The sequence below is a fragment of the Cellulomonas olei genome (genome assembly GCF_039548315.1).
Lineage (GTDB): Bacteria > Actinomycetota > Actinomycetes > Actinomycetales > Cellulomonadaceae > Cellulomonas.
In genome coordinates, this window is the sequence record NZ_JBCLVN010000018.1 from 1 (window position 1) to 21,696 (window position 21,696).

At 76.0% G+C, this 21,696-nt stretch carries 22 protein-coding genes and 3 tRNA genes; 12 read left to right on the top strand and 13 right to left on the bottom strand.

Features of this window, described 5'->3' with window-relative positions:
- The first annotated feature begins 50 nt into the window (after positions 1 to 50).
- The 3 genes from orn to AAHH18_RS07435 all read left to right on the top strand — a co-directional run bounded on the left by orn (position 51) and on the right by AAHH18_RS07435 (position 2,592).
- The gene (orn, locus tag AAHH18_RS07425) at positions 51 to 713 is read left to right on the top strand and encodes an oligoribonuclease (RefSeq protein WP_283320822.1); all 663 of its coding nucleotides are present in this window, start codon (positions 51 to 53) and stop codon (positions 711 to 713) included.
- A 56-nt stretch (positions 714 to 769) separates the two neighbouring features.
- Positions 770 to 845: transfer RNA gene (locus AAHH18_RS07430), tRNA-His, on the top strand.
- Positions 846 to 927: 82 nt separating this feature from the next.
- Positions 928 to 2,592 carry a glycosyltransferase family 39 protein gene (locus AAHH18_RS07435; RefSeq protein ID WP_343301169.1) on the top strand — a complete coding sequence of 555 codons (1,665 nt, stop codon included), beginning with the start codon at positions 928 to 930 and terminating at the stop codon, positions 2,590 to 2,592.
- A gap of 39 nt (positions 2,593 to 2,631) precedes the next feature.
- On the opposite strand, the gene AAHH18_RS07440 is transcribed toward AAHH18_RS07435, so the two are convergent.
- Both AAHH18_RS07440 and AAHH18_RS07445 read right to left on the bottom strand, forming a co-directional pair.
- Complete coding sequence (locus AAHH18_RS07440) at positions 2,632 to 3,549, bottom strand: ATP-grasp domain-containing protein (protein ID WP_343301170.1); 918 nt, start codon at positions 3,547 to 3,549, stop codon at positions 2,632 to 2,634.
- Positions 3,550 to 3,559: 10 nt separating this feature from the next.
- Complete coding sequence (locus AAHH18_RS07445; protein WP_283320824.1) at positions 3,560 to 4,600, bottom strand: ABC transporter ATP-binding protein; 1,041 nt, start codon at positions 4,598 to 4,600, stop codon at positions 3,560 to 3,562.
- A 135-nt stretch (positions 4,601 to 4,735) separates the two neighbouring features.
- Here AAHH18_RS07445 and AAHH18_RS07450 point away from each other — a divergent pair, with 135 nt between their 5' ends.
- The 3 genes from AAHH18_RS07450 to AAHH18_RS07460 all read left to right on the top strand — a co-directional run bounded on the left by AAHH18_RS07450 (position 4,736) and on the right by AAHH18_RS07460 (position 7,441).
- A complete protein-coding gene (locus AAHH18_RS07450) occupies positions 4,736 to 5,449 on the top strand; it encodes an ABC transporter permease (protein WP_343301171.1) in 714 nt (237 codons plus the stop codon).
- A gap of 2 nt (positions 5,450 to 5,451) precedes the next feature.
- Positions 5,452 to 6,282, top strand: coding sequence for an ABC transporter permease (locus tag AAHH18_RS07455; protein ID WP_343301172.1), 831 nt, complete (start codon positions 5,452 to 5,454; stop codon positions 6,280 to 6,282).
- Between the two features lie 154 nt (positions 6,283 to 6,436).
- Positions 6,437 to 7,441 (top strand): glycine betaine ABC transporter substrate-binding protein, encoded by a 1,005-nt coding sequence (locus AAHH18_RS07460; RefSeq protein WP_343301173.1) that lies wholly within the window; start codon positions 6,437 to 6,439, stop codon positions 7,439 to 7,441.
- Between the two features lie 120 nt (positions 7,442 to 7,561).
- Here AAHH18_RS07460 and AAHH18_RS07465 read toward each other — a convergent pair whose 3' ends face one another.
- Positions 7,562 to 9,046 (bottom strand): dihydrolipoyl dehydrogenase family protein, encoded by a 1,485-nt coding sequence (locus AAHH18_RS07465; RefSeq protein ID WP_343301174.1) that lies wholly within the window; start codon positions 9,044 to 9,046, stop codon positions 7,562 to 7,564.
- A gap of 264 nt (positions 9,047 to 9,310) precedes the next feature.
- On the opposite strand from AAHH18_RS07465, the gene AAHH18_RS07470 reads away from it, so the two are divergent.
- Positions 9,311 to 9,523 carry a hypothetical protein gene (locus AAHH18_RS07470; protein ID WP_343301175.1) on the top strand — a complete coding sequence of 71 codons (213 nt, stop codon included), beginning with the start codon at positions 9,311 to 9,313 and terminating at the stop codon, positions 9,521 to 9,523.
- 33 nt (positions 9,524 to 9,556) lie between these two features.
- Here the strand turns inward: AAHH18_RS07470 and AAHH18_RS07475 are convergent, their stop codons facing one another.
- From AAHH18_RS07475 to AAHH18_RS07490, 4 genes are all read right to left on the bottom strand, one after another.
- Entirely contained in the window at positions 9,557 to 11,065 is a 1,509-nt protein-coding gene (locus tag AAHH18_RS07475; protein ID WP_343301176.1) for a GH1 family beta-glucosidase, read from the bottom strand.
- 317 nt (positions 11,066 to 11,382) lie between these two features.
- Positions 11,383 to 11,455 (bottom strand) — tRNA-Lys (locus AAHH18_RS07480).
- A gap of 93 nt (positions 11,456 to 11,548) precedes the next feature.
- Entirely contained in the window at positions 11,549 to 11,929 is a 381-nt protein-coding gene (locus tag AAHH18_RS07485) for a hypothetical protein (protein WP_343301177.1), read from the bottom strand.
- Between the two features lie 87 nt (positions 11,930 to 12,016).
- On the bottom strand, positions 12,017 to 12,313 hold the full coding sequence (locus AAHH18_RS07490) for a GroES family chaperonin (protein WP_255596302.1): 297 nt from the start codon (positions 12,311 to 12,313) through the stop codon (positions 12,017 to 12,019).
- A 136-nt stretch (positions 12,314 to 12,449) separates the two neighbouring features.
- Between AAHH18_RS07490 and bcp the strand changes: the two genes are divergently transcribed.
- The 3 genes from bcp (at position 12,450) to AAHH18_RS07505 (ending at position 14,927) form a co-directional block, all read left to right on the top strand.
- Positions 12,450 to 12,917 (top strand): thioredoxin-dependent thiol peroxidase, encoded by a 468-nt coding sequence (gene bcp, locus AAHH18_RS07495; RefSeq protein WP_343301178.1) that lies wholly within the window; start codon positions 12,450 to 12,452, stop codon positions 12,915 to 12,917.
- A gap of 39 nt (positions 12,918 to 12,956) precedes the next feature.
- Positions 12,957 to 13,039, top strand: a tRNA-Leu gene (locus AAHH18_RS07500).
- A 214-nt stretch (positions 13,040 to 13,253) separates the two neighbouring features.
- A complete protein-coding gene (locus tag AAHH18_RS07505) occupies positions 13,254 to 14,927 on the top strand; it encodes a methyl-accepting chemotaxis protein (protein ID WP_343301179.1) in 1,674 nt (557 codons plus the stop codon).
- A gap of 75 nt (positions 14,928 to 15,002) precedes the next feature.
- Here the strand turns inward: AAHH18_RS07505 and trxA are convergent, their stop codons facing one another.
- Positions 15,003 to 15,593: a thioredoxin gene (gene trxA / locus AAHH18_RS07510; protein ID WP_343301180.1), complete on the bottom strand. Its 591-nt coding sequence runs from the start codon at positions 15,591 to 15,593 to the stop codon at positions 15,003 to 15,005.
- Here trxA and AAHH18_RS07515 point away from each other — a divergent pair.
- Positions 15,526 to 16,080 carry an NUDIX hydrolase family protein gene (locus tag AAHH18_RS07515; protein WP_343301181.1) on the top strand — a complete coding sequence of 185 codons (555 nt, stop codon included), beginning with the start codon at positions 15,526 to 15,528 and terminating at the stop codon, positions 16,078 to 16,080. The genes trxA and AAHH18_RS07515 overlap by 68 nt on opposite strands.
- Positions 16,081 to 16,090: 10 nt before the next feature.
- Complete coding sequence (locus AAHH18_RS07520; RefSeq protein ID WP_343301182.1) at positions 16,091 to 16,798, top strand: Pr6Pr family membrane protein; 708 nt, start codon at positions 16,091 to 16,093, stop codon at positions 16,796 to 16,798.
- A 3-nt stretch (positions 16,799 to 16,801) separates the two neighbouring features.
- Here the strand turns inward: AAHH18_RS07520 and AAHH18_RS07525 are convergent, their stop codons facing one another.
- From AAHH18_RS07525 to murI, 5 genes are all read right to left on the bottom strand, one after another.
- On the bottom strand, positions 16,802 to 18,418 hold the full coding sequence (locus AAHH18_RS07525) for an ABC-F family ATP-binding cassette domain-containing protein (RefSeq protein ID WP_343301183.1): 1,617 nt from the start codon (positions 18,416 to 18,418) through the stop codon (positions 16,802 to 16,804).
- A gap of 8 nt (positions 18,419 to 18,426) precedes the next feature.
- Complete coding sequence (rdgB, locus tag AAHH18_RS07530) at positions 18,427 to 19,077, bottom strand: RdgB/HAM1 family non-canonical purine NTP pyrophosphatase (protein ID WP_222171913.1); 651 nt, start codon at positions 19,075 to 19,077, stop codon at positions 18,427 to 18,429.
- Complete coding sequence (gene rph / locus AAHH18_RS07535; RefSeq protein ID WP_283320839.1) at positions 19,074 to 19,907, bottom strand: ribonuclease PH; 834 nt, start codon at positions 19,905 to 19,907, stop codon at positions 19,074 to 19,076. The genes rdgB and rph overlap by 4 nt, the downstream gene beginning before the upstream one ends.
- 40 nt (positions 19,908 to 19,947) lie before the next feature.
- Positions 19,948 to 20,748, bottom strand: coding sequence for an MBL fold metallo-hydrolase (locus tag AAHH18_RS07540; protein WP_283320840.1), 801 nt, complete (start codon positions 20,746 to 20,748; stop codon positions 19,948 to 19,950).
- 129 nt (positions 20,749 to 20,877) lie between these two features.
- The gene (gene murI, locus AAHH18_RS07545; RefSeq protein WP_283320841.1) at positions 20,878 to 21,693 is read right to left on the bottom strand and encodes a glutamate racemase; all 816 of its coding nucleotides are present in this window, start codon (positions 21,691 to 21,693) and stop codon (positions 20,878 to 20,880) included.
- Between the last annotated feature and the right edge of the window lie 3 nt (positions 21,694 to 21,696).

Here is a 21,696-nt window from a genome sequence, read left to right on the forward strand (position 1 = left end):
GGCGGGCCCGCCGGACCTCCGTCCGGCGGGCCCGCCCGTACCCTGGGCGGGTGAGCACCCTCAGCAACGGCAACGGCAGCGCCGACCGCATCGTGTGGATCGACTGCGAGATGACCGGGCTCGACTCCGTGGCGGACGCGCTCGTCGAGGTCGCCGCGGTCGTCACGGACTCCGAGCTCAACGTCCTCGGCGAGGGCGTCGACGTGGTCATCGCCCCGCCGCCGGAGGCGCTCGCGCAGATGGGCGACTTCGTCCGGACGATGCACACGACCTCCGGCCTGCTGGACGCGCTCGCGACCGGTACCACCCTCGCGGACGCGCAGGAGCAGGTGCTCGCGTACGTGCGCGAGTGGGTGCCGGAGCCGGGCAAGGCCCCGTTGGCCGGCAACTCCGTCGGCACCGACAAGGTGTTCCTCGACCGCGACATGCCGGAGCTCGTGGCGCACCTGCACTACCGGGTCGTCGACGTGTCGTCGATCAAGGAGCTCGCCCGCCGCTGGTACCCGCGCGTGTACTTCGCCTCGCCGCAGAAGCACGGCGGGCACCGGGCGCTGGCCGACATCCTCGAGTCCGTGGACGAGCTGCGCTACTACCGGGAGGCGCTGCTCGTGCCGCAGCCGGGGCCCGACTCGAAGGCCGCCAAGGCCGTCGCCGCCCGCATCGAGGCGACCTCCGTGGCCGCCGCTCACCGCGCCTCGACGTCCTCGTCCTGAGGACCCCGCGGGAACCGGTACACTTCTCGTCGGCCCTGCGAAACCGGGGCCGCATGGTGGCTATAGCTCAGTAGGTAGAGCACCTGGTTGTGGTCCAGGGGGTCGCGGGTTCAAGTCCCGTTAGCCACCCCACCGTGCAGGCCGTCGGCCTGCCGCCCTGTCCGTCGCGGATCGCCCGCCGCCGGCGGTCCCGCCCTCCAGACAGGACGTGCACGTGACCGTGGCGCAGCAGGACGAGCTCCCTGCGCCCGTCGGCCGTCGCGCGCGACGGGAGGCCGAGCGGCGACCCCCGGCCCGCCCGGAGCCGCTCCCCCGCGCCGTGTGGGCGGTCACCGCGACCTGGTTCGCCGTGCTGCTGTGCTGGTCGGTGCTGCTGCCGACGTTCCGGTCGGCCGACGAACCGAGCCACGTGGGCGCGTCCCTCGCCTGGGAGCAGACGCGGGAGTGGCCGGGGTTCAAGGAGCTCTACGCCTGGGCGCAGACGGACGCCGCCGAGGAGCTGGCCCGGCGCGACGGCTATCCCGCGCTGCTCCGGGGCGACGCGGTGCCGCGCGCGGACCGCCCGTCGTTCGACGAGCTCGCCCCGCCGGGGTTCGGGCCCGAGCTCAGCAACATGGGGCAGCACCCACCGGGCTACTACGTGCTGCTCGGCGTCGTCACCGCCGCGCTGCCCGACTCGACGCCGTACGACCTCGAGGTCTGGGTCCTGCGGCTGCTCAACGTCCTCGCGCTGACCCCGCTGCCCCTGCTCGCCGCCGCCACCGCCCGGGCGCTGACCCGCAACCGGGCCGTGATCGTGACCGCCGCCCTCGCCCCGCTCGCCGTCCCGCAGCTCGGCGCGCTGGGTGCGGCCGTCAACAACGACAACCTGCTCGTGGCGACCTGCGCCACCGTGACGCTCGGAGCGGTGCTCGCCTCCCGGGGCGACCTGCGCCTGCGCACCGCCGTCTGGACGGGGCTGGCCCTCGCCGTGGGCCTGCTCACCAAGGCGTGGGCCCTGCTGTTCGTGCCGGTCGTCGTGCTGGCGTACGTCATCGGGTGGCGGCGCACCCGGTCCCCCGGACGCGCCGCCGCCGCGCTGGTCACGGCCGGGGCCACGGCCGCGCTCGGCGGGTGGTGGTGGATCGCGAACCTCCTGCGGTACGGCACGCTCCAGCCCGCCGGCCACCTCCGGCGCCTCGCGGAACCGCTGGAGGCCGCGGAGGCGTGGCCGCGCTACGCGCACGACGCGTTCGTCCTCATGGTCTCCCGGTTCTGGGCGGCCCTGTCGATCAAGCCCGGCGACGCCGCGAGCGTCTCCGAGGCCTCGGTCCAGCCCTACCCGCTGTGGTTCACGACGACGCTCAGCGTGCTCGCGCTCGCCGCCGTCGCGGTCGTCCTGGTGCGCCGTCGCACGTGGGACGCCCGGCGGGTCGACGGGTGGCTCCTGGTGACGCCGTTCGTGCTGAACGTGCTCATCCTCCTGCAGTCCACCTGGACGCTGTACCTGGCGACCGGTGCCCCGCGCGGGCTCCAGGGCCGGTACCTGTTCCCGACCCTCACCGGGATGGCCGTCGCGGCGGCGCTCGGCGCGACCGCGCTGCTGCCCCGGACGTGGGTCTCCCGCCTGCCGGTGGTGCTCGGCTGCGCCGCGCTCGCGTTCACCGGGTCCGCCATGCTGAAGGTGCTGGACTTCCACTGGGCCGGCAGCGGGCTCCTCGGACGGCTCGCCGCGCTCGGGGCCTGGTCCCCGCTGCCGCCGGCCCTCACGGTGCTCGTGCTCGCGGCGGTCCCGGTCTGCGGCGCCGGGCTCGTCGTCGCGCTGGTCCGGGTGGCGCGCCCGACGGCGTCCGCGGTCGCTGCGGAGCCGGCGCCGGAGCCGGCTCCCGACCCGGCCTGACGCCGCGCTCGGGCCGGGCGGACGCCCGGTGCCGCGCGCCTAGAGCCGCCGGACCACCGCGTCCACGAACCGCTGCACGGCCTCGGGCGCCTGCGCGAAGAAGAACGAGGGCTCGATGAGCTCCAGCTCCAGCACCACGGGGTTCCCCTGGTCGTCGGGGATGAGGTCGACGCGGGTGTAGGCCAGGGGCTGCTCCACGCCCGGCACCAGCTCGGGCAGCGCGTCGACGACGCGCCGGCCCAGCGCCAGCTCCGCCTCGGAGGCCTCGCGGGGCGCCATGACCTCCTCCTTGTACAGCACGCCGTCCGTGTCGCCCTCGCGGTACGGGCCCTCCAGCAGCGGCGCCTTGCGCACGGCGTGGCTGAGCTCGCCGTCGAAGTACACGAGGGCGGTCTCCCCCACCGTGTCGACCTGCTTGAGGTACCGCTGCACCATGACGTGGCGCCCGGCGTCCAGCAGGTGCTTCACGTGCTGGATCGCCAGGGCCCGCGACGGCGTCTGGCTGGCGTCGTACCGCCCCGTGTCGCGGGAGCCGGCGCTGATGGTCGGCTTGATGACGAACTCGCCGAACGCCGGGAACCGGGTGTGGATCGCGCGGGCGTCGAAGTTGCGCGCCGGGTCCATCCAGATGGTCGGGACGATCGGCAGGCCCGCCGCCTCCATCGCGCGCTGGTAGATCTTGTCGATGTTCCAGGTCAGCACCTGCGCGGGGTTGATGAGGCGGGAGGACTGGCTGACGCGCTGCGCCCACCAGCGGAAGTCCCGCGGGCGCTCGGTGTAGTCCCACGTCGAGCGGACGACGACGGCGTCGTACGACGACCAGTCGACGTCGGCGGCGTTCCAGACGGGCGACTCGACCTCGAGGCCGCGCTCCCGGAGCGCGGCGACCAGCGGCGCGTCGTCCGGGTCGAGGTCCGGCAGGGCGGCGCAGGTGGCCAGGGCGATCCGTGTGCTCACCCTCGGCAGACTACCCACGCACCCCTGCGGACGGCTCCGGTTCGACCGTGCCGGTCGCGCGCTCCTGCGCGTCGTCCACCAGGCGGTGCAGCGCGGCGAGCAGCCCCGCGGCGTCCAGCTCCCCGACGGCGCCGCCGCCGTCCGGCGCGTGGACCGGGACGCGCCCGGACGGCTCCGCCGCCAGCGCGGCGAACGCGGCGTCCAGGGGGTCGCCGAGCCGGACGGACGGGGCACCGGTCCCGGTGCCCTCCGCCGACCCGTGCAGCGGCCGGACGTCACGCCGCTCGACCGTCCCGAGCGACAGCAGACGGACCGCCGCACCGGTACCCACGAGGTCCGCCACGGCGGCGGACGCGGGCGCGGCGAGCAGGCGCACGGGGTCGGAGAGCTGCTCCAGGCGCCCCCCGCGGCTGAGGACCGCCACCCGGTCGGCGAGCCGCACCGCCTCGTCGACGTCGTGCGTGACGAGCATCACGGTCGTGCCGAGCTCCTGCTGGATGCGGCGGAACTCCGTCTGGAGCCGGCGCCTGCCCACCGGGTCGACCGCCCCGAACGGCTCGTCCATGAGGAGCACCGGCGGATCCGTCGCCAGCGCCCGCGCGACGCCGACGCGCTGCCGCTCCCCGCCGGACAGCTCGTGCGGGTAGCGGCGCGCGTACCGGCCGGGCTCCAGCCCGACGAGCTCGAGCAGCTCCGCCGTGCGCGCGCGGGTGCGCGCGCGGTCCCACCCGAGCAGGCGCGGGACGGTGCCGACGTTCTGCGCGACCGTGCGGTGCGGGAACAGCCCGACGTTCTGGATGACGTAGCCGATGCGGCGGCGCAGGCCCACCGCGTCGACGTCGGTGACGTCCTCGCCGTCGAGCAGGATGCGGCCCGAGGACGGCTCCACCAGGCGGTTCGCCATCCGCAGCGTCGTGGACTTGCCGCAGCCCGAGGGCCCGACGAGCGCGAGGAGCTCGTGCTCGCGCACCTCCAGCGAGAGGTCCCCGACGGCCACCGTGCCGTCCGGGTACTCCTTGCGCACGTGCTCGAACCCGATCGCCGTCGCCATGCGCACCACGCTATCCGGGCCCGCCGACAGCCGCCGCGCGGAGCCCTCCCCCGGCGACACCGTCCCCGGCGCCGCCGCCCACCGGGGTGGCGTCCCGGGCCGCGCGTGTCGGACCTCCCGGGTAGCGTCACGCAGGTGACTGGACACCCGACGGCCACCACCGTGGCGCGCGCCGCCGCCGCGGGCGACCCGGCTGCGAACCCGTGGCTGTCGTGGGAGTACGTGCAGCGCAACTGGGGCGACATCAGCCGGGCGCTCGAGCAGCACGCCGGCCTCACCGTGCAGGCGGTGCTCATCGCGTGCCTCATCGCCCTGCCGCTCGGGATGCTCGCCCACCTGCGCCCGCGGCTCGCCGCACCGGTCGTCGGCACCACCGGCGTGCTCTACACGATCCCGTCGCTCGCCCTGTTCACGGTGCTGGTGCCGTGGACCGGGATCGGCCGCACCCCGGTGCTCGTCGGCCTCGTGCTGTACGCGCTGCTGGTGCTCGTGCGCAACGTGCTGGTGGGGCTCGCCGGCGTGGACGACAGCGTCCGCGACGCGGCGCGCGGCCTCGGCTACGGGCGGCTGCGCCTGCTGCTGACCGTCGAGCTGCCCAACGCCCTCCCCGCGATCGCCACCGGGATCCGGCTCGCGACGGTGACCACCGTGGCGCTCGTCACGGTCGGCGTGGTCGTCGGCTACGGCGGGCTCGGCAACCTCATGTTCCGGGGCTTCCGCAACAACAAGTACCACGCGGAGATCCTCACGGCGACGCTGCTGTGCCTCGCGCTGGCGCTGGTGCTCGACCTCGTGCTGTGGCTGATCGGGCGCGCGGTGACGCCGTGGGCGCGCGGACGGGAGGCCTGAGCGTGGACGTGCTGCAGGACGCGGTCGCGTGGCTCAACGACCCGCTGAACTGGACGGGGCGCCGGGGCGTGCTGGCGCTGACCGCGGAGCACCTGCGGATCAGCGCGCTCGCCGTGCTGCTGGCCGCCGTCGTCGCGCTGCCCGCGGGCGTCTGGCTCGGCCACCGGCGCCGCGGCGGGGTCCTCACCGTCGTGCTGGCCAACACCTCGCGCGCCCTGCCGACGTTCGCCCTGCTGACGATCTTCGCCGCGAGCGGCCTCTTCGGCGCCGGCGCGACGATCCTCGCCGTCGCGGTGTTCGCCGTCCCGCCCATCCTGTCCAACACCTTCACCGGGCTCATGGAGGTCGACGCGGACGTGCGCGAGGCCGCCCGCGGCATGGGCATGTCGGGCGCCCGCTCGCTCGCCCTCGTCGAGCTGCCGCTCGCGCTGCCGCTCGTCGGGGCCGGGCTGCGCACCGCCGCCACCCAGGTGCTCGCCACCGTCCCGCTGGCCGCGCTCGTGGGCGGCACCAGCCTCGGTTCGGTGATCGTCGAGGGCATGGCGCTGCAGCGGTACGGCCAGGTCGTCGCGGGCGCGGTGCTCGTCGCCGGGCTCTGCCTGCTGGTGGAGGGGGTGCTGGCCCTCGCGCAGCACGCCGCCACGCCCGAGCCGATGCGCGCCTCCGCCCGGCGGCGTGCGGCCCGGGGTCGCTCCGGGGGGCACGGGTCGGGCGGCTCGTCCGGCTCCGCCGACCCGGTCCCGACCGCCGGCCCGGGAGCGACGGGCGCGGCGGACCCCGCCCGCGCGTCCACCGCCGGGGTGGCCGGCCACGTCGCCGGGAGGCCCTCGTGACCGCCCGGCGCCCCCAGCGGTTGCCGGTGCCCGTGTTCACCGGTTCCATGAACGGCGCGCTCCGCGCGCCCTCCGCGGTCCCGACGCCGGACGACGGCGCCGGACGACCGCGACCCCGACCGTGTGCCCCCATCCCGAGAACAGAGGAACGCACATGAACCTCCGCCGATCCACGCTCCCGGCCGCGGCGGCCGGGCTCCTGCTCCTGGTCGCCGCCTGCGGCGACCCGGGCTCGGGCGGCGGCAGCGCCGACCCCACCTCCGGCTCCGACGCGTCCGGCGCGGTCTGCGAGCCCGTCGCGGGCGACCAGCTCGTCGTGCTCGAGGACGACAAGGGCCTGCAGAACGCCGACAACGTGATCCCGGCCGTGAACGCGGCAGCCGCCGAGGCGGACCCGGGCCTGGTCCCGCTGCTCGACACCGTCTCCGAGGCCCTCGACACCGACAAGCTCATCGCCCTCAACAAGGCCGTCGACATCGACCGGCAGACCTCCTCCGAGGCCGCCGCGCAGTTCGTCGAGGACGAGGGCCTGGCGGCCGACGACGACGCGGCGGGCGCCGGCAAGAGCGTCGTCGTCGGTGCCGCGAACTTCTCCGAGAGCGCGACGCTCGGCGAGATCTACGCCGCGGTGCTGCGCTCGGCCGGCTACACCGCCGAGGTGCAGACGATCGGGAACCGGGAGACCTACCTGCCGGCGCTCGAGAGCGGCCAGATCACGCTGACCCCGGAGTACGCCGCGACGCTCGCGGAGTTCCTCAACGCCTCGGCCAACGGCCCGGACGCCGAGCCGGTCGCGAGCGCCGACCCCGACGCGACCGTCGAGGCCCTGACCGCGCTGGGTGCGGACGCCGGTCTGACGTTCGGGGCGGTCTCCGCCGCCCAGGACCAGAACGCGTTCGCCGTGACGAGCGCGTTCGCCGACGAGCACGGCGTGACCACGCTGTCCGACCTGGCGACGGCCTGCGGCGGCGGTCTCGTGCTCGCCGGGCCTGCCGAGTGCCCGGAGCGGCCGTTCTGCCAGCCGGGCCTGGAGGAGACGTACGGGCTGAGCTTCAGCGAGTTCCGCTCGTACGACTTCGGCCTCATCGGGGACGCCGTGCGTCAGGGCGAGGCGTCGATCGGCCTCGTCCTGTCCAGCGACGGCTCGCTCGCGAGCTGACCGCAGCGGGCGGGCGGCGGCGGGCACCGCGCCCGGCGTCGCCCGACCGCTCGCGACCGACGGCCCGGCAGGAGGAGTTCTCCTGCCGGGCCGTCGGCGCGTCCGGCGCGGGTCGCCGGCTCAGAGACCGGCGGTCTCCAGCAGCCGCAGCCACAGCTCGCTGACGGTGGGGTACGCCGGGACAGCGTGCCAGAGCCGGTCGAGCGGCACCTCCCCCACGACCGCGATCGTCGCGGCGTGCAGCACCTCCGCCGCGTCGGGCCCGGTGAACGTGGCCCCCACGACGACACCGCGGTCCTCGTCGAGCACCAGGTGCGCGGTCCCGCTGTAGCCGTCGGCCGCGACGGAGGCGCCCGCCACCGAGCCGATCGGGTACGAGACGGCCCGGACGCGCAGACCCGCGTCCCGCGCCTGCTGCTCGGTCCGCCCGACCCACGCCACCTCGGGGCGCGTGAACACCACCTGCGGCACCGCGGCGGCGTCCGCGCTGGCCCGGTAGCGCGTCCACGGCCCGGCGTCCCGCTCGGCGTCCGCGTGCCCGTCGGAGAACCGCGCGGCGACCACATCACCCGCCACGCGCGCGTCGTACTTGCCCTGGTGGGTGGTCGCGGTGCGTCCCGTGACGTCCCCGACCGCGAACAGCCAGCCCCCCTCGACCCCGGTGACCTCCAGCGCGTCGTCGACGGCCAGCGGCGCGCCGGGCTCGAGCCCGAGGACGTCGAGCCCCAGGTCCGCCGTGCGCGGGCGGCGCCCGGTCGCGACCAGCAGCTCGTCGGCGTGCACCTCCTCCTCGCCCTGCGGGCCGGTGGTGGCGACGTGCACGCCGTCCTCGTCCCGGCGCACCGCCGTCACCGCCGTGCCGAGCCGCAGGTCGACGCCGAGGTCGCGGAGACCGGCCGCGACCTCGTCCGCCGCGAACGGCTCCGCGCCGGTGAGCACCCGGTCGCCGCGGACCAGCAGCGTCACGGCGGCCCCGAGGTCCCGGTACGCCACCGCCATCTCCACGCCCACCACGCCGCCCCCGAGGATCGCGAGCCGCTCGGGCACGTCCTGCACGGCCGTGGCCTCCCGCGACGTCCAGGGGGCGGACTCCGCCAGACCCGGGACGGGAGGGATCACCGGCTCGCTGCCGGTGGCGACGACGACGGCGTGCCGGGCGATCACCCGGACGTCTCCCTCCTCGCTCTCGACGAGCAGCTCCCGCGGACCGGTGAACCGTGCGGTGCCGCGCACCAGCGCGATGCCCGCGGAGTCCAGCCACTCGACCTGCCCGTGGTCGTCCCAGTGCGAGGTGAAGACGTCGCGGCGGGCCAGCACCTGCGCCGGGTCGGGCGTGCCGGTCACGAGCTCCGCGGCGCCGGGCACCGCCCGCGCCGCCGCGAGGACGGCACCGGGGCGCAGGAGCGCCTTCGACGGCATGCACGCCCAGTAGGAGCACTCGCCGCCGACGAGCTCGTGCTCGACGACCGCGACGGTCAGCCCGAGCCGACCGGCACGGTCCGCGGCGTTCTCCCCGACCGCTCCGGCGCCGATGACGACCACGTCGTACGTGACGGTGGTGTCGCCGGCTCCTGCGGTCCCGGGGTCCTGGGGGCTCTCGGTCATGTGCTCGCTCCGTTCCCTGGCGTGCGCGGTCGGGTCGCCCGCGACGCGGCAGGTGGCCGGCCCGCGGGTGCCGCCGCCGCGACGAGGCAGAGCGGGTCGCGGCGTGCGGCTCCATCGTGGCCCGGTCCGCGCCGGTCGGCAGGTCGACCCGGGCCGGGCGCGTCGGCCGCCGATGGGGTGACGTGACGGTTCCGGGTGGATGCACCCGGGTGAAACCCGTCCGTCCCCCTGTGGTGAGCCGCCGAGTGGTGGGACCTTTGTCCCATGGAACGGGACGAGTGGCGGATCGACGTGACCGATGCCGATGTCCGCGCCGCGAAGCGCGAGTGGGTCGCCGCCCGCGACGGCGACGCCACGGACGCCGAGGTGGCACGCCGGTACGACGTGCTGCGGATGCTCGTCCACGCGCAGGCGCAGCAGCTCGCGGACGACGTCCGGGCCCACGCGGGGCGGGCGCGCACCCCCGACGCCGACTGACCCGGGCCGGGACCTCGCCCCCGGTGCCGGCGCTCAGCCCGGTGCCACCGCGTTGTCCGCGATGACCCGCTGGTAGAACCGGAAGCTGTCCTTGGGCACGCGCTCCTGGGTGTCGAAGTCGACGCCCACGATGCCCCAGCGCTGCTCGTACCCCTCCCCCCACTCGAAGTTGTCGAGGAACGACCAGACGTAGTGCGCCTCGAGCGGCACCCCGTCGGCGATCGCCCGCGCGGCCTGCTGCATGTGGGTGCGCAGGTACTCCGTCCGGTACGGGTCGTCGGTGGTGAGCTCCGGCGACTCGTCGGGGATGCCGTTCTCGGTGAGCAGCAGGGGGATCGCGGGGTACTCGTCCCGCAGCCGCACCAGCAGGTCGTACAGGCCCTCCGGCCAGACCTGCTGCCACGTCGCCGCCGACGTCGGGTGGATCTCGACCTGCTCGCCGGTGACGCCCACCCCGGTGACCCCGTAGTACTGGACGGCCAGCAGGTCCGCCGGCGTGCTGATCACCTCGAGGTCCCCGTCCTGCACGAGGGCGGCGAACGCGTCGGGGTCGGCCGGGACCTGACCGGGCTCCGGCCCGATCGCGTCCTGCGGGTAGGACCCCCGCAGCACCGCGTCGAGGAACAGCCGGTTCTCCCGGGCGTCCACCCGCGCCGCGGCCTCGTCGGCGCCCTCCAGCGGGTACACGGGCAGCAGGTTCAGCGCGATCCCGATCCGGCCCCGCGCCCCGCTCTCCCGGAACCGCCGGACCGCCAGCCCGTGCGCCAGCAGCTGGTGGTGCACCGCCGCCACCGCCGTCGCGGGGTCGTGGAGGCCGGGCGCCTGCGCGCCGTACCAGTGGCCGACGTACGCGTGCGTCTTGGGCTCGTTGATCGTGAACCAGTCGGCGTCCACGTCGCCGAGCGCGTCGACCACGATCCCGGCGTAGTCCGCGAACCGCGCGGCCGTGTCCCGCTGCGCCCACCCGCCCGCGTCCTGGAGGGCCTGCGGCAGGTCCCAGTGGAACAGCGTGATCGCGGGCCGGATGCCGGCGTCGACCAGGCCGTCGACGAACCGTCGGTACCAGTCGAGCCCCGCCGGGTTCACCGCACCCGTCCCGGTCGGCTGGATGCGCGGCCACGCGACCGAGAACCGGTAGGACCCGATGCCGAGCTCGGACATGAGCCGGATGTCGTCCGCCCACCGCCGGTACACGTCGGCGCCCGGGTCCCCCGTCGCCCCGCCCTTCACCTTGCCCGGCGTCGCGCAGAACGTGTCCCAGACCGACGGCCCGCGCCCGTCGGCGGTCGTGGAGCCCTCGACCTGGAACGCGGACGTGGCGGCGCCCCAGGTGTAGCCGGTGGGGAACCGCAGCGGCTCCGCGGGGGGCGCCCAGGCGGTGGGCGAGGCGGACGGCGACGGGCCCGGACCGGCCGAGCAGGCACCGAGCAGCGCGACGCCCGCGGCGGCCCCCAGGCCCAGGACGGTCCGGCGGTCGAGGACGGGGCCTCCCCGCGCCAGCAGGTCGGCGAGGGCAGGGGTGGGCGGGGTCGTGGACGGCACCGGACGCTCTCCTTCGAGGTCAGCGGCGTGGGAGCGCTCCCGCGCCGGGTGCGTCTCAGCGTAGCGACGGGACGGGGCGCACCGTGGGCGAACCGGGCGGCCGTCTCGGACGCCGGCGCGGCGGTCCCGGACGCCGGCGCCCCGCGCCCGACGCCCGGCGCCGGATGTCAGGACGCCGGACGCGAGGGCGGGCTCGGCGCCCGGCCCCGCAACCGGTCGGCGGCACCCGCCACCGGCAACCGCCGTCGGCAACCGTGAGCACGGCGGGGACATGCAGGAGGCCCCGTCCGGATCTCACCGGACGGGGCCTCTTCCTGTGCGCCATCAGGGACTCGAACCCCGAACCCGCTGATTAAGAGTCAGCTGCTCTGCCAATTGAGCTAATGGCGCGCGGTTGAGAACGTTAGCACCGCCCCGCCGCCGGACGCGAATCCGCTCCCGCCCCGGGCGGCCGTTGTGGTGCACGTCACGGCTGACCTGGGCTCACGCCGGCCGCAGGCCCTCCGGCAGGGGGCCGGACGCGGCGTCCGGGTCCACCGGGAGCTCGTCGTCGGCGCCCGGTCCGGCACCCGGCTCGTCCCCGGCTGCGTCGCCCGCACCGGCGTCGCCCGCACCGGCGTCGTCCGCGCGCGGCTCGACCCACCACGCGTCCTCGGGCAGCCCCTCGGCGCGCAGGATCGCCTCGGAGCGGGGCTCGGCCACCGCGAGGTCGGCGAGCAGGGTCAGGGGCACGTGCTCGGCGAGCAGCTCCATCACCGTCCCCGCCGCGTCCTCGGTGACCGCCGGCGGCTCGGCCGGCCCGTCACCGTCCTCGGGTCGGCGGTCCTGCGGCTGCTCCTGCGGCCGCCCCTCGTCGTGCTCCACGGCCTCTCCCCCGGTCGCTCCAGACGACCATGGGAACACCCCCCTCGGGCCCGCGCAACAGGGCCGCCACGGCGGGGTCCGCGCTGCTCAGAGGTACAGGCCGGTCCCCTGGCCGTCACCGCGCGGCTCGGCCACCGCGTGCACGTCCTTCTCGCGGAGCAGCAGGTACGTGCGCGCCTCCAGCTCGACCTCCGCGCGCTCGTCCGGGTCGAACAGCACCCGGTCCCCGACCGCCACCTGGCGCACGTGCTGCCCGACCGCGACCACCGCGCCCCACGTCAGGCGCTTGCCCACCGCGGCGGTGGCGGGGATCACGATGCCGGCAGTCGAGCGGCGCTCCGAGGCGTCGGCGTCGAGCTGCACGAGCAGGCGGTCGTTCAGCATGCGGATCGGCAGCTCGGGACGGGCCGCGGCGGCCTCGGGACGCTGTGCACTCACCCGGCAGACGGTACCCCGCGCGCGTCGTACGCTGACGGCGCCGGGCACCCGCCCGGGCAGCCCGCAGACGCAGGAGACGACCATGCCCCGCCTCGCCCCCGGCGACACCGCGCCCGACTTCACCCTCCCGACCGCGGACGGCGGCTCGGTGACGCTGTCCGACCTGCACGGGGAGCACGTCGTCGTGTACTTCTACCCCGCCGCCGGGACGCCGGGCTGCACCACCCAGGCCTGCGACTTCCGCGACTCGCTCGCGTCGCTGCAGTCCCACGGCTACCGCGTGGTGGGCGTCTCCCCGGACGGCGTCGAGGCGCTCGCCCGCTTCGCGGAGGCCGAGTCGCTGACGTTCCCCCTGGCGTCCGACCCGGACCGCCAGGTGCTGGAGGCCTGGGGGGCGTGGGGCGAGAAGACCCTGTACGGCAAGACGGTCACGGGCGTCATCCGCTCGACGGTGGTCGTCGACCCGCAGGGCGTCGTCGAGCTCGCCCGGTACAACGTCAAGGCGACCGGTCACGTCGCGAAGCTGCGCCGCGACCTCGGCATCGACTGACGCCGCGGCCCGGCGCTCTGGCAGAGTGACCGGGCCGACGCGGGAGTGGTGAAACGGCAGCCACGCCAGGTTTAGGTCCTGGTGCCCGAGAGGGCGTGCGGGTTCGACTCCCGCCTCCCGCACCGACGGCGCTGGTCAACGCTGCCGCGCGCCCCGCCCCCCCCGTTCACCCGCGCGCACGGCGCCTCACCCGCCCGGGGCACCCGCGCACGCGGCGACCGGGTGAGCCGTGTCGCGGTTCCTCAGTTCTCCTCTCACCCGCGCGACCAGGACGACGGGGTGTGGTGCATCCCTCGCGGGTGATGGCGCCTGCGGTGCGACGAGGAGAGGCCGGGGATGACGACGACGACCGACCGGGTGGCCGGGGCGGACGAGGAGACCGGCAGTGGCCCGGACACGCCCGACGTGCGGGAGGCGCACGCGCCCACCACCGCGCCGGACCGGCGGGGGCCACGAGCCGCGGGCGGCCACCGGCGCGGGCTCGGCTTCACCGGCAAGATCCTGCTGACGGTCTCGGTGGCGGTCGGGATGACGGGGCTGCTCGGCTGGGTGTCGATCCTCACGCTCTGGCAGAGCACCGCCCGCACGGAGCGGATGTACTCCGACCACGTCGCGGGGATGGTGCTGGCCAGCGAGGTGCGGACCGAGCTCGGCCGGGCGCAGCAGCTGGGGGCCGACATGCAGGACGCCCTCGGCAACGGCGACCCGTTCCGCGCCTCGTCGCTGGAGCCGGACCGCGCGACGGCGCTCGACGCCGCGGCGGCTGCGCTGGACGAGTACGCGGCGCTGCCGCACCTGACCGCCGAGCAGGCGGACGCCGTCGAGGGCGTCCAGGCGGCCCTGACCACGTTCAGCGGCCTGGTGGCGTCCAGCCAGGGCGCGGAGACCGCCGCGCGGGAGGCCGTGCAGCGGGTCGACGACCTCATCACGCTGCAGGGCGGGCTCGCCGGGGACGCCTCGCACGCCGCGACCGCGGCGGGCGACCTCAGCGTGCGGATCGAGTTCGTGGCCCTGGCGGTCGCCGCGATCGTGCCCACGCTCGTCGCCGTGGTGGTCGCGCGGCGGCTGAGCCGGCGGATGCAGCGGCTCCAAGGCGCCGCGCAGGCCATCGCCGCGGGCGACCTGACCGGGCGGACGGACGACGACGGGCCGGACGAGATCGGCCGTACGGCGCAGGCGCTGGACCGGGCGACCGAGGCGCTGCGCACGACCGTGAGCCGCATCGACGACACCGCGCGAGCGGTCGCCGACGCGGCGGGCACCCTCGCGGGGGCCGCGCAGCAGGTCGTGGCCGAGGCGGACGGCACGGCCGAGCGCGCCGGTGTCGTCGCGTCGTCGGCCGCCCAGGTGAACACCCACGTGCAGTCGGTGGCCGCGGGGGCGGAGCAGATGGGCTCCTCCATCCGCGAGATCGCACGCAACGCCGCGGAGGCCGCGAAGGTCGCCGGGCAGGCCACGGACGCCGCCGCGGCGACGAACGCGCAGGTCAGCCGTCTCGGCGCGTCGTCGCAGGAGATCGGGAACGTCGTGAAGGTCATCACGACGATCGCGGAGCAGACCAACCTGCTGGCCCTCAACGCGACCATCGAGGCCGCCCGCGCCGGCGAGGCCGGCAAGGGCTTCGCGGTCGTGGCGGGTGAGGTCAAGGAGCTCGCGCAGGAGACCGCCAAGGCCACCGAGGACATCGCCCGGCGGGTCGAGGCGATCCAGCAGGACACGGACGGCGCGGTCGCCGCCATCGCGCAGATCGCCCAGGTCATCGCCCGGATCGACGACTACCAGACCACCATCGCGTCGGCGGTCGAGGAGCAGACGGCCACGACGGCGGAGATGTCGCGCTCCGTCGGCGACGCCGCGGCGGGGTCCGGTGAGATCGCCTCGACGATCACGGCCGTCGCGGACAGCGCCCGCGAGAGCTCGACCGTGCTCGGCGGGATGAGCGCGTCGGTCGCCGACCTCGCACGGATGGCGCAGGACCTGCGGGCCCGCGTCGCGCAGTTCCGGCACTGACCTCCGGGCTTCGGACCGCGCCGGGACGCGACGACGCCCCCGTGCACGTGGTGCACGGGGGCGTCGTCGGGTGGTTCAGCTCTGCGCAGCCCCTGCGGCCGCGATCTGGGCGCGGACGTCGTCCATGTCCAGCGCCTTCACCGCGTCGACGACCTGCTCCAGGGCCGGCGCCGGGAGGGCACCCGCCTGGTTGAACACGAGGACGCCCTCACGGAACGCCATCAGGGTCGGGATCGACGTGATCTGCAGCTCGGCAGCCAGCTGCTGCTCGGCCTCGGTGTCGACCTTGGCGTGCACGACGTCGGGGTGCTGCTCCGACGACTGCTCGAAGATCGGTCCGAAGCGCTTGCAGGGACCGCACCAGTCGGCCCAGAAGTCCACCAGGACGATGTCGTTCTCGCTGATCGTCTTCTGGATGGTGTCGGCCGTCAGCTCGGTCGTGGCCATCAGTCGCCTCCTGTTGTCGGTTTGACGCCAGTAGAGCGCCCGGACCCCGCCCAGTATTCCCGGAGCCCCGGACGCCCGCGCGCGGGTCCGCCGCCCGGGCCGTCCGCGCGTCGGGGTGTGCGCCCGGGTGCCTGCGGGGTACAACTGCCGGGTGACCGACACCGCCGACCTGCCCCGCGAGCCCGAGCGCCCCGCCGGCTGGCTGAGCCCCGAGGGCATCGCGGCCGCCCGACGGTCGCTGCCCCTGCTGTATGTCGACGCCGTGCCGGTGCGGGTGGACGAGTCGGGCGACGTCGTCGCCGTGGGCCTGCTGCTGCGCGTGACCCCGGAGGGCGTGATGTCGCGCGCGCTCGTGTCGGGCCGCGTGATGTACCACGAGCGGGTGCGCGACGCGCTGCTGCGGCACATCGAGAAGGACCTCGGGCCGGTCGCCCTGCCGCAGGTCCCGCCGACGCCCCAGCCGTTCACCGTGGCCGAGTACTTCCCGACGCCGGGGGTGACGCCGTACCACGACCCCCGGCAGCACGCGGTGTCGCTGGCGTACGTCGTCCCCGTGACCGGCGACTGCCGGCCGCAGCAGGACGCGCTCGACCTGGCGTGGCTGACGCCCGAGGAGGCGTGCAGCGAGCAGGTGCAGGTGGAGATGAACGGCGGGCAGGGCCTCCTGCTGCGGCAGGCCATGGCGCACGTCGGCCGGATGCCCTGAGGCCCGTGCCGTGACCGCGCGCGCCGACGGAGCCGCCCCCGCACCCGGGGGCCGCGCGCCCGCGCTCGCACGGCTGCTGCACGCGGTGCCGGCGCTGGCGTCCGGCGGCGGCCTCGCGCTCGAGGTCGGCCGCGCGCTCGTCGAGGGCCCCGGCGACGCGGGGACGACCACCGAGCGCCTGGTGCGCCTGTTCTCGTACTTCACGATCCAGTCGAACCTGCTGGTGCTCGCCGCCTCGGTGCTGCTGGTCGCGCGCCCGGCACGCGCGGGACGCCTGGCGGCGGTGCTGCACCTGGACGCGCTGCTGTGCATCGCCGTGACGGGCGTGGTCTACCACGCGGTGCTCGCGGACGGGTCGGCGAGCCTGACGCCGAGCGGCTGGACGGCCGACCTGCTGCTGCACACGGTCGCCCCGGTGACCACGTGGCTGGTCTGGCTGCTCGTCGGGCCGCGACCGCGGTTCGGCGGCGCGACCGCGGTGTGGGCGGTCGTCTACCCGCTCGCGTGGATCGCGTGGACGTTCGCCCGCGGGGCGGCCACCGGCTGGTACCCGTACCCGTTCCTGGACGTCGGCGCGGTCGGCGGGACGCGGGCGGCCCTCAACACGACCGTCGTCGCCGTGGGGTTCCTGGTGCTGGCCGTGCTGGTGCGGCTGCTGGAGCGCGTGCTGCCCGGGGCGCCCCGGGAGCCGTCCGCGGCAGACGCCCCGGCGACCTGACGCCTACAGCTCGACCGACGGCCAGTCCGCCAGGTCCGCCCGCATCGCGCGGTCGTGCGTCGCGACGACGACGGCCGCCGACGTGAGCCGCAGCGCCTCGGTCAGCTCGTCGACGAGCGCGATCGACAGGTGGTTGGTCGGCTCGTCGAGCACCAGCACGTGCGGGGCGGACACCAGCGCCGCCGCCAGCTCGAACCGCCGCCGCTGGCCCACGGAGAGCTCGCGCAGCGGGCGGTCCAGGTCCTCCTCGTCCAGCAGGCCGAGCGCGGCCACCGGCACCACGTGGGCCGGGTCGAGCGAGCCCGCCTCCAGCAGGTCCAGCGCGCGCCGGGCGGCCGCCTCGAACCCGGTCGTCCCGAGCCGGGCGGGGTTGTCGTCGTCCTGCACCAGCACGCCCAGGCGGACGCCGGGCGCGACGGCGCGGTGCCCCCGGTCGAGCGGCACCTGACCGGCCAGGGCCGCCAGCAGGGTGGACTTGCCGGCCCCGTTGGCGCCCGTGACGAGCAGGCGGCCGGCGGGCGGCAGGTCCACGCGCACACCCGGCAGGTCCAGCCGGCCGGCGACGCGCGGGGCCCGGAGCTCGAGCAGCGGACCGCCCTCGTAGCCCGCGGGGATCGACGGCAGGTCGGGGAACACGAGCGCCGGCGGCGGGACGGGCACCTCGACGGCCTCCGCCTCCAGGCGCTGCACCAGGCGGTCGGCGGCCTTGACGTGCAGGCGGGCGCGCGTCGCGCGGCGGTGCTTCTGCGAGCCCTTCGCGGGGCGCCACTCGTCGGACAGGCCCTCGTAGGACGCGTCGAGCCGCTCGGCGAGCCGCGCGGCCCGCTTGCGCTCCTGCGCGTACCGGGCGCGCCACCGGCGCAGCGCCTGGTCCTTCTGGAACCGGTACGTCGCGTACCGGGTGGCGCCGTACAGCACCGGCCGGCCGTCCATCGACGGGTCGAGGTCGAGCACGGCGGTCATGACGTCGTCGAGCAGCCGGCGGTCGTGCGTGACGATGACGACGACGCCCGGCCACTGCTGGAGCTCGGCGGTCAGGTACTCGATGCCGCCGGCGTCCAGGTGGTTCGTCGGCTCGTCGAGCAGCAGGATGTCGGCCCGCTCCGCGACGTGGCAGGCGAGCCGCGCACGGTAGGCCTCCCCGACGCTGAGCGTGTCGAGCCGCCTCGCGGGGTCCCGCGGCGCCCCGAACCGCGTCAGCGCCTCGTCGACGCGGCGGTCGACGTCCCAGGCCGCGAGCCGCTCCGCGGCGGCCAGCGCCTCGGTCAGCTCCGCCAGGTCGCCCGACTCGTGGTCGAAGCGCGCGACGACGTCGTCCAGCCGTGCCGCGGCCGCGCGCACCTCGCCCGCCGTGCGACGCACCAGGTCCCCGACCGTCGCGCCCGGCGGCACGTCGAGCTCCTGCTGCACCACCGCGACCGAGCCCGCGCGCCGCACCTCGCCCGCTGTGGGGACGAGGTCGCCCGCCAGCAGCCGCAGCAGCGTCGTCTTGCCGGCGCCGTTCTCCCCCACCAGCCCGACACGGTCGCCCGCCGACGCCGACACGCTCACGGAGTCGAGCACCGGGCGCCCCGGGTAGCCGAACGTGAGGGCGTCCGCGACGAGATGGACCTCGGCCACGGGCGCGCTCAGCCGCCGGCCGCCGGACCGCCCGCGGGCGCCCCGGCGAGCACCGCGACCACGGCGGGCACGAGCGCCCGGAACGCCTGGCCGCGGTGCGAGATGCGGTTCTTCTCGTCGGGCGTCAGCTCCGCGCACGTGCGCGTCTCCCCCTCGGGCACCAGCACCGGGTCGTACCCGAAGCCGTGCTCCCCCCGCGGCTCCCGCGCGAGCGTGCCGCGCAGGTGCCCGAGCTCCACGTGCTCGGCGCCGTCCGGGGTGACGAGGGCCGCCGCGCAGGTGAACCGCGCCGCGCGGTGCTCGGGCGCGATGTCGGCGAGCTGCGCGAGCAGCAGGTCGAGGTTCGCGCGGTCGTCGCCGTGCCGGCCGGCCCAGCGCGCCGAGAAGATGCCGGGGGCACCGCCGAGCACGTCCACCGACAGCCCGGAGTCGTCCGCGACGGCGGGCAGGCCTGTGTGCCGGGCCAGCGCGCGCGCCTTGATGAGGGCGTTCTCCGCGAACGTCACGCCGTCCTCGACGGGCTCCGGGGCGCCGACGTCGCGCGCGCCCACCACGGACGCCGGGTCCAGCCCGGGCAGCGCCGGGACGAGGATCGCCCGCAGCTCGGTGAGCTTGTGGGCGTTGTGCGTCGCCAGGACGAGGCGGGCGGGCGCGGTCACGCGGGCACCACCGGGCCCGGCGCCGCCGAGCCGCCGCGCACCGTGACGGGGCCGTCCGCCACCGGCAGCGCCAGCACCTCCGCTTGGACGCGGGCGAGCTCACCGGTGCCGACCAGCGCCAGGTCGAGCAGCGCGTCCAGCTCCGCCCGGTCGAACGGCGCGTGCTCGGCCGTGCCCTGCACCTCGACGAACGAGCCCGAGCCCGTGACCACGACGTTCATGTCCGTCTCGGCGCGGACGTCCTCGACGTACGGCAGGTCCAGCACGGGGCGGCCGTCCACGATGCCGACGCTCACGGCGGAGACGGAGTCCCGCAGCACGGTGCGCCTGCGGTCCACCTGCTTCTGCGCGACGCCCCACGCCACGGCGTCCGCGAGCGCCACGTAGGCGCCGGTCACGGCCGCGGTCCGCGTGCCGCCGTCGGCCTGCAGCACGTCGCAGTCCAGCACGATCGTGTTCTCGCCCAGCGCGGCGACGTCCACGACCGCCCGCAGCGAGCGGCCGATCAGGCGGGAGATCTCGTGCGTGCGGCCGCCGATCTTCCCGCGCACCGACTCCCGGTCCGACCGGGTGGTGGTGGAGCGCGGCAGCATCGCGTACTCCGCGGTGACCCAGCCCTCGCCCGACCCCTTGCGCCAGCGCGGGACGCCGGCGGTGAACGACGCGACGCACAGCACCTTGGTCCCGCCGAACTCCACGAGCACGCTGCCCTCGCCGGCGTCGAGGTAGCGGCGGGTGATCGCGATCGGCCGCAGCGCGTCCGGGGTGCGACCGTCGGCGCGCGGGGTCGCGGGCACGGCGGACGTCGAGGTGGTGGGCTCGGTGGTCATGCCCCCGAGGGTAGCCCGGAGCGCCGGGGGCGCCGCGCGGTCAGAGGTCGACGACCGTGCCCGGCCGGGCCAGGTCGAGCGGCCCGTCGTACGCGCCGGCCGCCTCCGCGAGGCTGGCCCGCGGGTCGTTCCAGGCGACCAGGTGGGTGAGCAGCAGCCGGCGCGCGCGGCCCCGCTGCGCGGCACGTCCGGCGCGCAGCCCCGTGAGGTGCACGCCGCGGGGGGCGTCCGACGACTCCAGGTACGCGGCCTCCGCGAGCAGCAGGTCCGCGTCGCGGGCGATCGCGTCCAGCCCCGGGCACTCGTCGGTGTCGCCGGTGTACCCGAGCGTGACGGTCCGGCCCGGGTGGACGGACGACGGGCCGGACACCCGGAACCCGAACGCGGGCACGGGGTGCTCGACGGGGACGGGCTCGATCGTCAGCGGACCGACCCGGACGGCCTCGCCCGCCCGCCACGTGCGCAGCGCCAGGTGCGCGCCGGTGTCGGTGGCCGGGTCGTGGCCGGAGAGCTGCGCGAGGCGCTCGGCGGTGCCGTCCGGCCCGAACAGCGGCAGCGGCGCCGTGCGGCAGCCCCGCGGGTCGTAGCGCAGCATCACGCCGAGCACGACGACGTCGGCGACGTGGTCGGCGTGCAGGTGGCTGATCGCGACCGCGTCGAGCGTCGCCGGCTCCAGGTGCCGCTGCAGGGGCCCGAGCGCGCCGTTGCCGAGGTCGAGCAGCACGCTCCACGTGCGGGTGCCGCCCTCGCCGTCCGGGCCCTCGGCCTGGACCAGGTAGCTGGACGCGGCGGAGTCCGGGCCCGGGAACGACCCGGCACTGCCCACGACGACCAGCCTCATCGGCACCTCTCCCCTGCGTGACCAGCAGGACCGACGACCCTCGGCGGTCCGGGTGCCATGATGCCGTGCAGGTCGCCGCGGCGGGCGGTCGACGGTCCCGCCCCGGACGTGGCGCTCGTCACCCGGCCGTCAGCGCAGGGCGCCGCGCGCCTCCACGTGCTGCACCTCGGGGCCCAGGAACCGCCGCGCGAGGTGCGCGAACGAGTCCGGGTCGCCGGTGGCGAGGAACCGGTGCTGCGGCGGGCCCGCGGCCGGGTCCCGCTCCAGGTCGTGCGCGACGAGCGTGCGGTAGACGTCCTTCGCGGTCTCCTCGGCCGAGGACACGAGCGTGACGTCCTCGCCCATGACGTACGAGATCACGCCGGTGAGCAGCGGGTAGTGCGTGCAGCCCAGCACCAGCGTGTCGACGCCCGCGTCCTTGACGGGCTGCAGGTACTCGCTCGCCACGCTCAGCAGCTCGGGGCCGGAGGTCACGCCCGCCTCGACGAACTCGACGAACCGCGGGCACGCCTGCGTCGTGAGCTGCACGCCCGGGGCGACGGCGAACGCGTCGTCGTAGGCCCGCGACTCGATCGTCGCCTTCGTGCCGATGACGCCGATGCGGCCGGTGCGGGTCGCGGCGACCGCGCGCCGCGCCGCCGGGAGGATCACCTCGACGACCGGCAGGCCCTTGCGCAGCGTGTACCGCTCGCGGGCGTCGCGCAGCACCGCGGAGGACGCCGTGTTGCACGCGATGACGAGCATCTTCACGCCCGCGTCCACCAGGTCGTCCATCACCTCGAGGGCGTGGGCGCGGACCGCCGCGAGCGGCTTCGGCCCGTACGGGGTGTTGAGGGTGTCGCCGATGTAGAGCACCGACTCGTGCGGGAGCTGGTCGATGATCGCCCGCGCGTTGGTGAGACCGCCCACCCCCGAGTCGAAGATCCCGATGGGTGCGTCGTTCACGCC